At 57.7% G+C, this 10,964-nt stretch carries 3 protein-coding genes; 1 reads left to right on the top strand and 2 read right to left on the bottom strand.

The annotated features are described in order from the left end of the window. Positions 1 to 28: 28 nt before the first annotated feature. The gene (locus ACJ5NV_RS17560; RefSeq protein WP_411645819.1) at positions 29 to 8,053 is read right to left on the bottom strand and encodes a SpvB/TcaC N-terminal domain-containing protein; all 8,025 of its coding nucleotides are present in this window, start codon (positions 8,051 to 8,053) and stop codon (positions 29 to 31) included. An 877-nt stretch (positions 8,054 to 8,930) separates the two neighbouring features. Between ACJ5NV_RS17560 and ACJ5NV_RS17555 the strand changes: the two genes are divergently transcribed. Further along, the gene (locus tag ACJ5NV_RS17555; protein WP_411645817.1) at positions 8,931 to 10,367 is read left to right on the top strand and encodes a family 1 glycosylhydrolase; all 1,437 of its coding nucleotides are present in this window, start codon (positions 8,931 to 8,933) and stop codon (positions 10,365 to 10,367) included. Between the two features lie 105 nt (positions 10,368 to 10,472). On the opposite strand, the gene ACJ5NV_RS17550 is transcribed toward ACJ5NV_RS17555, so the two are convergent. Next, positions 10,473 to 10,883, bottom strand: a complete 411-nt coding sequence (locus tag ACJ5NV_RS17550) for a hypothetical protein (RefSeq protein ID WP_411645815.1) — start codon at positions 10,881 to 10,883, stop codon at positions 10,473 to 10,475. Positions 10,884 to 10,964 lie beyond the last annotated feature (81 nt).

The following is a 10,964-nucleotide window of genomic DNA, read 5'->3' as shown; positions in this document are numbered from 1 at the left end:
TGTCGGGGACCAGTGTTTCGGGGCTGCTTCACTTGTTCCCTCCGGGCGAGTTTTCCCGACTTCGAAATTGCCAGAAGGTGGCAAAAGAAGCTCCGCCAATGGCCGCTGCTGCCAATGGATTCCTCATAGCTGCGCGCAACACCTGCTGGCGTAGCTGCGCCATCGCGCCTGGGAGCGGAATGTTCACATTCGGTCGTGGAATGACGGCGGGCGGGCCGCCGACGGGCGGTCTGTAGGGCACCACCTGGTTCATGATCGGTGGCACAAGCTGCATGGCGGTGGGCCGCGGCCGGACCTGCACCAACGCCCGCACCACCTGTTCAATGGGGGCCAGAGCAGTCGGCTGGGGGCGAGGAACCGTCGGCGCCGTGATACGCCGTCTGAAAAGCTGAAGTCCGGTCGCCTCGACCCGTGGCAACGCCAGCTGGAACTGCCCGGGGTTGTACAGGACCGGCAGGTTGCTGCTGCGACCGGTCCCCTGCTGCATGGATTGCAGAACGCTCATCGTCGAACTTGACGGCATTTGCAGCAGCCAAGAGGCGAGCCCGGTGTTCGGACCACCGACCTGCCCCAACATCCGGCTGACGTTGGCCATCCCGTGCTGCTGGACCAAGCGCCGGAACTGCTGAGCCACCGCGTTGCCGGTGCCGCCGGACCCGCCGGATCTGCCTGCCCCGGATGAGCCACCGCTGGGCGGGTGCCAATTGTCGCGCATCCACCGCCCGGCACGCGCCGCCGCGGCATCACCATAAAGCAGATAAGCCACCCCAAGGGCCGCCAACCCCACAAGCGCTGCATCTTGCACGCCGGACGCGGCCCTTTCGCGCTGTCTGGAGTAAAGGTCCAGCCTCGTCAAAAGCCGGTCAAATCCGATGGCGGAACGCAGGTTGTTGCGTCGCCAAAACGTCCAACTGCTGATGCTATCCTGCTCTTGCCGATAGGTCAGGTAGTTCTGGTGACGCTCATCCAGCATCCCGGCGATACCAAGGGCAAAGCCCCCGACGAAAATGGCGGCATTCACGCGAGGTGAGAACCTCTGGCCTCGGATCAGGCTGGGAATGGTGCCCGTGAACAGCCCGGTCGCCATGACGCCGCCGATTCCGTTGACGAGCAAGCCCCCGAGCGTGGATCCCGCCAGTCGGGCGGCATCCGAGCCGCTGGTGTTGTATCCCATCATCCATGTCGCATAACTGGCAGGGCCGGCGGCAAAGTCCAAAGCTCGTGCAAACGCCGGCATCGACGACGGCCGCGGCACATAAGTCATTGCAGGCGACCAGAACGCGTCCGGGTTCTGACGGCGCAGGTGACCCGCTGCCAAATAGGTGGCGACATGCAGTTCGTTCAAAAACCCGGCGGTGTCCTGCCGAGCCGAATCCTGCTCTTTGGTCGTACCGATGATCCTGGCGAGTTGTCCCAACAGCCTTGGTCCGCCGATGAACGTGCGAAAGGGTTCATTCAAAAGCCCTTCCATGACCTCCTCGGCCAGAACGCGCTGGTCCGGGCCGAGAAATCCGTTTCGCCGATTGGTGCTGGACTGGTTGCTAGTCGGGCCGTTTTTGCACATCCCGTCCGGGTCGATCAGCGTCATCGGGTTGTTTCCGACAAACTGATAAAGGTTCAGTCCGTCCGTCGTGCCCGCCGGATCCGGGTTGATCCACCGCCCCTGCCAGGTCGGGTACATCCGCGCGCCATAGTCATAAAGCCCCGTGTTCTCATCCACCGACTTGTTCGAATATCGCACCCGCTTCTGGCTGACGACGGCCTTGTCGGACCCGGCAATCACCGCCGTACCGCCAAATGGAAAGTACGCCTCGTAGCTGGTGATGTCCCCCGCGAGGTTCATCTCGACGCTGACAGAGCCAAGGCGATCCACCAATTGAATCCGCTGTTCCGGCCCACCGCTCGCGGGTGAGAGCGTTTCCGTCACGGCCAACGTAAGAGGCCCCTCCTCGATCCTGGAAAAGTTCGTCACGGTCGATGTGCCGCGGGCGGCATCATCGAGTTGTCGCGACACCAGCGCATCGACGGTGAAGTCCGTGGTCGTCTGCGCGACGCTGCCACCGGGCTGCGCGCGTCTGGTGATCCTGTGCCAGGCGCGTAGCTGCGCGTAGTCGTAGGCGGTTTCATTGGCTTCCTCCGCCCCGGAGCCAAGCGTGATCGGCCCCACGTGCGCGACGGAGTTACTCTCGTTCCAGCCAATCGGGGTTGCGGCTTCCAGATCAATGCTCAGCGCATTGCCATTGTCGTCATAGCCGAGCCCTTTGATGCGGTTGGACATGTCCTCGACGGGATGGTTGCGGGTGAAACTCTCGCTGGCGGCTTGGTGATCCTGCTCCACCATGTTGCCAGAAGCGTCGTAGGTGAAGGTGTCGGTGTAGCGCTCCAACGTGATCGGTGGCGTTCCAGCCGGACACAGCTCTGCGTATAGAGATTGCATAAAGCCGGTCGCATGGGTCTCCGCTTTGATGCCCGGATGCTGAAGTCCGGAAGCGCTGATCAGGCGGTACAGCGCATCATAGCCAAATGCCGCATCGTTTTCAGGCTCAGTACCACCGCAAAACAACAGATTGGCGGTGCGATCCCATGTCTTCGCCAGATTGCCTGCCGGATCGAACATATAGCGCATCGATTGCACCTTCGGATCCCGCGTGCCCCCGCCCGGCAGCTTCGATGGGCGCACGGTGTCGAGCGCGATCGTCCGCTCGGTCGTATCTTCGTATGTGCGGGTTTGGACGATGCCCTGACCGAAACTCACGGTGTCGACCTCATTGGCGGCAGTGTAGGACGTGTCGCTGATCAGAACGGACGGTGGCTGTCCCGGCGATGCGACGGTCACGGATTTCAGCCGGTTTGACGGCCAGTAATCGCGGGTGATCGTGGTCGCATCCGCCAGTTCCTTGCGCTCAACCTGTCCCAGCGCGTTGAACGCATATTCCGTCTCGAAGGTCCGCCCCGCCATCTTTGGCGTGCCGGTCCAATCGACGGGCTTCGCGGGGTTTTTCAGGAACTGACGGCTTTGCATTTCGGTCAGTCGGCTGATCCCGTAACGGCTGAATTGCAGAATGCCGGACCCGTCCCGCACGCTTGCAATCTCACCGGCCCGGTTGAGCGCTTGCTCGGCCGGCGTCTGAAGGGCTACGTCGATCCGGATCGCAAGTCGCGTCTTGCCGGTGGCATCCGTGGCATAGCGTTCGACCATCTTGCCCAAACCATCATAAACACTGAATTTTGACTGACCTACGGCATCGAATTCCAAAACCAGGTGTCCCAGTGCGTTCTTAAGCTGCCACCGGGGTCCGGCATCACAGCTGTCGGTAAACAAGGCCTCGTCCGACCCCATCGGATACTGGTATGTGACGTTCTGTGTGGATTGCCCGCCGCTGACCTCGGCCAGAAACAACCGTGGATCGCGGGCACCGACCACGCGGTAGATCCAGTCGCGGCTGATCTTTGTCGTCAATCGGTTCTGCGTCAGCAACTCCTTGACGGCCCCCTCAAACTGGGCGTAAGGCGCGGGCAGGTTGAAGCTGAAACCGGCAACGTAGGGCTGAAAGCTGTCGCTGACCCAGGTCCCCTTCGGATGGGTCAGCGTCTCCAGATACCCCTGCGCGACCAGCTCATCCCAAAGTGCCTGTGCCGTGATCGAAGTGCCGCTGACAACGGGGTCAAACAGGCTTGCATCAATGGCGCCCAGATTGCAGGCAACCTTGCGCACCGGCTGCCCACCCGGCCCCAAGAGCGCGACCGACGGCGTGTTGTAGAAGGCCACAGCTGCGTCCAGCACCGCCTTCTCGGCCTTTTGCTGTGGGGTTGGTGTCTTGGGGTAGGTCTTCTGAAACTCAATGTAATAAGGCGCGTCGAGCAGGCTGTCGTTCTCATCGAACTGGCTAAACTGCCAACTATGATGGTGTTCAAGGCTCAAATACCCCTTGGGTTTGATCGTCTTGATCACACGGCCAAGTGCGTCATGCCGGAACACCTTCGGGGCCGGCACGAGATTGCGCTTGGCCAATTGTTGTTGGTCCTGGAAGGCGGGCGTGTCCGAATAATAGGCGAAATAGCGTTGGCATTCCGCGCCCGTGGACCCGGCCACGACACGTTTGTTGCCGCGCCAGCGGACCGGGCCGCCGCTGGCCTCCGGCTCACATGCCAGTTTCTCTTCCATTTCATTGCCGTCCGCATCGACGTAGGACACTGAGGTTTGGATGAAGGCCGCTGGCTGATTGGCGCTGACATACTGGCTGCGCTGCAAACCTGCGGTCGAAACCGGTTGTGCAGGGCTATCAACGGCGGCCAGATAATTGGGGAATGTGAAAGAACTTGCATCCTGTAGATACTTGGCAGGGTGCGCCACGATATCGCTCAGACTGGGGGATGCGACTGGTTGGTAATGATCGAGATCCCCGTCCCCGACCCGTGGCGTGCCCGCCCGTGCCGGCTTGAACCTCGACGTCACCATGATGTCACCCAACGGCCAGAACCGATGCTGGGTCACGTTCCCGTTGGGATCGTCCGTCTGCCGGACCTGTAAGGCCTGATAGTCATAGGTCGATGTCTCGGAAAGCCGATTGACCGGATCAACGTAGGTTTCGACCGAGGTGACAAACATCGAAAACGGGCTGTCGAAATCCTGATCCCGCCGCGCGAACAATCCTTGGTCCGTGGAGGCCGACGCCTGAGAGCGAAGCTGAAAGAATTTCTCCGGCTGGCCAGGGCCGAAATACGTCTTGATCTGGCCGGTCCTCCACCAATACTTGTTCGCGTCCACCTCGAACCCACAGACATCACGCAATGTTTGTGCAGTGATTTTTGAGCCAAAGACCGCGCTGACCCAGGCCTCGGAAAACACCGCCTCCCGGCTGTGATGCTCCAAGGCGCGCGACGCGATCTTGTTTGCCTTCAAGGGCTTGGTTTGCGCATCATTCCAGTAGCAGGTCTGCTGCATGCTGATCGGCATGGATTGTGGTGCAGAGCCGGAAAAGTCGGCGCCATATGCGACCCGGTTGCTGTCAGCGACACAAAACAGCGCGCGAAGCTCTGCAACCGTGTATATGCTTGTCTGCGGCGCGGTTGGACGTCCCACCACGGTTGCGATGGTCTCGAACGGTTGGCCGATCAGCCGCACATCAGAGTCCTCGACCCGCGCTTTCGTGTTGACCTCGAACGACACGCCGATCTCGCGCTGTTCAGGCAAGACATTCGGCGCAGTCAAACGCCGGGGGTAGGAGATTTTTGCCGTCGTTTCGGTGTAGAAGGCATCAGGATTGTTCGCCAACACGGTCGAGGCCAGTGCCACGGAATGTTCAAGCCTCGGGTCATCCGCCCCCTGTTCGTAATAGGCTTCAAGCGTCTCCACATCCACGATCAGCAAGGACCCGTACCCCTCTGGTCCGTAAGGCTGTACGCCCTGAACAACCGAATTGTGCTGGCTGATCAGTAGGGGTGCCGCCCCCGCTTCGGCATCCTGCGCGCTGTTGTAATGCTCGCGACGGGTCTCGCGCCCCGCCAGCGCACCGAATGCCTGTCGAACGACACTTGCGGGTGCCTCCGCCAACAATGCCTTAGAGACCTTTGAAGCGGGCACAAAGGCCTGATCAGGATCGCCTTGATAGCATTCGGCCCGCAACTGCGCCGTCAACGCCGCACGGTCATAGTAGCTGCCGACGTCATACCAAACCCGTTCATATCGCGTCTGAGGGGCCAGATCCGCATTCAGGCGCGCAATCGGCCAATCCTTGGCCTTCTTGAATGGCTTGAACGTCTGCGCCTGCGCGTCTTCGATGTAGGCAAAACCCTGAAACTGCCTCAGCTGCGGATCGTAGTAGCCATCATGATACTCGTAGCTCTGCGTTCGTGACGCGCCTGTAAACGCGTCCTCGGACCGTGTCTTCGCCATAGTCTGCACCACGAAGGGCAAACGACACACCCGCGCCCTGCCCGCGCGCTTATCGGCCAGATAAGATTGCGCAGAACTGCGATAGGTGAATGTGTTGGTCTGCCCGATCCCGTTGTCAAAAGAGGTCACCAGATAAGGCTTGGGGCTGACCACACCGGATGTCTGACCATCCTCCGCGCGCGCCAGGTCAATGAACCAATGTGTGACCTCTGGCGAGACCTGCGTGAAGATCAAGCTCGTCGAGCCAATCCCGAGAATGTCAGCGAAGGACACTTGATCCATTGGCGTCACACAAAACGGCAAGTCCACGCGCTGTGCCTCGGCAAAGCCCTGCCCGCTTTGGTTCATGTAGATCAAGAGTTGGTCGCCATTGACCAGCACGACATCGGTCGTCCCACTGCCGTCAATATCGGCGAGATAGACCTGACCCTGCACATTTGTCCCCACCGGAAACTCTGGAGAGTTCGCGAACACGAACGCCGGCCCGAAATTGCCATTGCCCAAATTCGGCCAGACCGCAAAACGCCCATCCTCGATCAGGACGCGGTGGGACCGGCCATCGCCAAAGACATTGGCAAACACGATCTTGTTGCTCTCAGACGCCAGGGATTGCGTCGGAAACCCTTCAGGTCGCGCGGCCGTCAGTGGGCGGACGTACCCACTTTTGAGGGAGAACCGATACACCGACAGTTCGGATTGGCCGACATTCACGAGGTCGGGCATACCATTGCCGTTGATATCGACCGTCTCGAAGGTCTGCGCGCCCTGCACCGAAAGCTTTGACGGCAGCGCGGTATAGCCTGACCACTTTCCATCCTCGGTCTGTTGGAAATAGCCCGGGTTCGACAGGTCGGCATTCACCAACTCAAGGCGCCCGTCCCCGTTGACGTCCCCGAGATTTAGCTTCGGATTGCTCAGATCGCTGAAATCGGGGAATTGCGACAGGGTCTGGCCCGATGTATAGTACCCACCGCCCAGCGGCGCGTAGTAACGCGTGCCATTGCCATTGCTTTCAAGAAAGCCGGGAACGCCTTCTCCGTACAGGTCGATAAGTTGGAATTGGCCATCGGCAATTGCCCCCGGAAGGCCCGCCTTGTTCTGAACCTTCAGCTGCTGAAACCTCGGCGCCGTGCTGAGCCGAAATTCACGGTAGGAGAATTGCCGGGGCGCTTCAATCTGCGCCAGCAAGTTGCCACCGGCTTGCAATTGATATCCTTGTGTCGATGCGCTTGCCAATTGCGACATCAGCGGGCTTTCATCATAGGTCAGGCGAAGGGCTTTGGTCAGAACCGGCTTTGCATCCAATACGCCGGGAAAATGATGGAAGACCAAAACGTTTTGGCACAGCCTGCTGGTCAAAAGGTTAAAGCCGTAACCGAAGTCGGAAAACTGATCCTGTCTCTGCAACCAAGGATTGTTTTTGTTAGGGCTTGTGGGTAGATCTTGCCCAACGTGACCCAGATCAAACTGGCCGTAATCGAATTGCACCGTATAGGCGAATTTCAGGTCCCCGTTGTCGAGGTAATTCCCATACCTGATCTGATCGATATAATTCGCCGTGGCCTGGCCCGCGGGCACACGGGCACCTTGCTGCGCATCGGCGATATACTGAAACTCAACCAGGTTGCCCTTCGCATCTTCCTGACTGTCGATCAGCCAGCGGGCAATTTTCGTGGCATCATGCGGATCGGTCAGCCGGCTTGAGGGCGATTGCCCGAAGGTCATGACCGTGTTGTCTTTGGTGCGGGCCCGCCAATGAACATCGCCAGGATCAGCGGTCGCACTCCACCTCTCAATCTGCGGAAGGTAGATATTGGATTGCGGTAAGAATTGACGAACGACCCAGGCTTTACCGGCTGAATCAACGGTCTCAACTTGATCCGGAACCCAAATTTCCCCTTGAAAGGCGCCCTTCTGCACCAAATTACCAAATGGATTGCACGACAGTAGATCGTCGTCCCGATATCTGGGCAACCCCTTCGCCAGCGACCTTGAAACGCTGGGAAGGTCAAGATGCCAACCAATTCCAAATGGTCCGTTGCCCGAACTGGAATCGTATATCAACGAAAATGAAAGGTCGCTGTCACGACTGGTGGGCACCGGAAGCGGTATGGCCAGCGTCGCACTGCCCCGCGCCCCTGGAGGCGTAAACGACACAGCAGCCTTCTGATGGGCCCCGCCCCCCCGACCGGTTGGTTGATCCGCCTCCGAAATACCCAAACGCACGCACTCCCCGGTGAAGCGAACTTAAAAAACCAACGTGAAGACGTTGGTGAATTCAAATAAGCAGTACAAAATATATGCGAAAATACAGACTCGAACAGAGTTTCTATTTAGGCACCAAATCACGAACAATACAACTAAAAAGAGATCGGCCTAAACAACAGAGGTTTACATCGCCTCTTGTTTGGCTGACGCCCGAACGTAAGAGCAATAGGTTTATGAAGAAGAAAAATTTTGGAAAGAGTCGAATGGTTCGGCCAAATTAGATAGCCTGCTACGATGTATCCGAGAATAACGAGAGGATGCACAGATAACGTTGAGACGCAGTATTTCGGACCAATTTAAGGCCATACCAACGAGCTTGCTTTTCAACCGCCAATCATCAAAGTGCAATGAAAGCGAAGAACGGGCCAGACGGGGTCGATTCCGGCTGAGTGCAGAATAGGGCGCTAAGGATTTTCTCATTCAGGTTTGTGGGATAGCGATTCTTCGCTGCGTCGTGCACGAACTGGTAAGATGCGGGACTCTTCTACCGGTCGCTGCTGTTGCATGAATGACCGCTTCGAACGCGCAGCGGCTCAATCTCAAGGCATTGCTGCGAGACCACGATTTGTCAGCTGGGTACGTTTTGTTCCACAGCGCTGGCCAACCTGATCCTGGCGGAATAGTTCATTTGAGTTTTCAGTTCTTTCGGTCTTATCGGCCTGATCTCCGCTGGCTTCTGACACCCAAACCGGATCTAACTGACCAAGAAACTCAAATCGGTAGAACCGGACTTATTGGTCCGGACCAACCTTGAGGAACGAACAAAATGATAGACCCATTAGATCTTGCTGCTCGTTTCCCCGCAGACTTTACCTTCGGCGTCTCAACCTCAGCCTACCAAATCGAAGGCGCGACCCGCGAGGATGGCCGCGGCCCTTCCATCTGGGATGCGTTTGCCAACATGCCCGGTAGGGTTTTCGAGGGGCACACTGGTGACGCCGCTTGTGACCATTATCATCGCTGGGAGAGCGACCTAGACCTCATTTACGACCTTGGGATGGACGCCTACCGCTTCTCAATCACCTGGCCGCGCATATTCCCTGAGGGCCGTGGCAAGGTAAACGCGGCTGGCCTCGACTTCTACGACCGCCTGATCGACGGCTTGGTATCGCGCGGAATCAAAGTTTTCCCCACACTCTATCACTGGGACCTCCCCCTCGCGTTGACGGGCTATGGCGGCTGGACGGATCGCGATACGGCCGACGCATTCGCCGAATACACCTCGGTTGTCGTAAGGCGCTTCGGCGACCGCATGGACGCGCTTGCCACCTTTAACGAGCCGTGGTGTTCAACTTACTTGAGCCATTGGGTCGGAAGTCACGCGCCGGGCGAGCGGTCGATCGATGCGGCCCTTGCCGCTGTTCATGTTACCAATCTTGCGCACGGCCTCGGTGTTCAGGCGGCGCGTGCGGAACGTGCCGACTTGTCGATCGGAATCGTGTTCAACGCACAATGCTTCTATTCTGCGTCGGACTCCGCTGGTGACAAGGCAGCTACAGAGCGCGCGTTTCAATTCAATAACGGCGTCTTTTTTGGCCCTATCTTTGATGGTGCCTATGACGCTGAGTTCACGGCTGCGCTTGGTGACAAACTGAAGATACAGGACGGTGACCTCGCCACCATCAAACAGCCGCTCGATTGGTGGGGGTTGAACTACTATTCCCCCGTTACGGTGCGCCACGTCGACAGGACAGGTGGTCAAAACAGAACTCCATGTGCCGACGGAATGGGCGTGTTTGAGAGCGGAGCAGATGCCGCATCCCAATTTCTTTCTGTGGCGTCGATCCCGACCACGGAGAATGGTGCCAAAACGGATAACGGTTGGGAAATTAAGCCCAAAGGGCTCGCTGATTTGCTGACACAGCTCTACGAACGCTACGATCTACCGCCCGTCTACATCACCGAGAATGGAGCTTGCTACAATATGGGTCCCGGGCACGCTGGTACGGTCAATGATCAGCCACGCGTGGACTACTTTGCCGAACATCTTGATGTGCTGGCAGGCGCGCTTGACGAGGGCATTCCCGTTAAGGGCTATTTTGCCTGGAGCCTTATGGACAATTTCGAGTGGGCGGAGGGTTATGCGATGCGATTTGGCATCGTTCATGTTGATCATACGACCCAGAACCGGACGATTAAGAAGAGCGGAGAATGGTACCGAGATCTGGTGCGTGCCCACGGCTCCCGTGACCAAGTCGACTAGACAAAGCAGACCTTCGAACAAGCCGCAGCATTGGTCAACAATGGGCTCGTATGCAACACTTGGGGCGGCATTGAAACGCGACAAGTCCACTATGTCTCAAGTCATTTAATGACGCACAGTCGCATCGCGAACTGCATTGGCAATGAGGTCTGGTTCTGCGAGCTGAAGAAAGTGGTTAGTAGATACGCTGTAGGTAATGCTAGTATCAGAGTTCAGTGCTGACAGGTTGTCTTGTCCAGTACGCCAAGCATTTTCGATTTCATTGTCATCTTCAAACAGTGCTCGCGATATCACTCTGACAGGTATATCTTGTCTCAAGTCCGGTAGGTTTTCAAATTGCACTAATATTTGCGGTAATGCCTCAGCTTCGTCTGCTATGGTCCGAATGGAGGAACTATTGTAAGCGTTGGCCAGCAACTCGTCTCGCAAAACTTCAGATACATCAGATGGTAGTTTTGCCAATCCAAGCATGCGTGGAATGCCAAATTTTGCACTGAACGCACCTAGCCGTAACATCCAGTGTCCGTCATCAAATGGTTTGAGACAAATGGCGTTTTGACTTTGAAGAGTTATCGCTCATCTGGTTTTAGTTAAGCA

Origin of the sequence: Loktanella agnita (assembly GCF_046640325.1) — a bacterium.
In the GTDB taxonomy this organism is placed as follows: Bacteria; Pseudomonadota; Alphaproteobacteria; order Rhodobacterales; family Rhodobacteraceae; genus Yoonia; species Yoonia agnita.
Note: the sequence above shows the minus strand (reverse complement) of the source record. Positions and strands in the feature narration are given on the sequence as shown.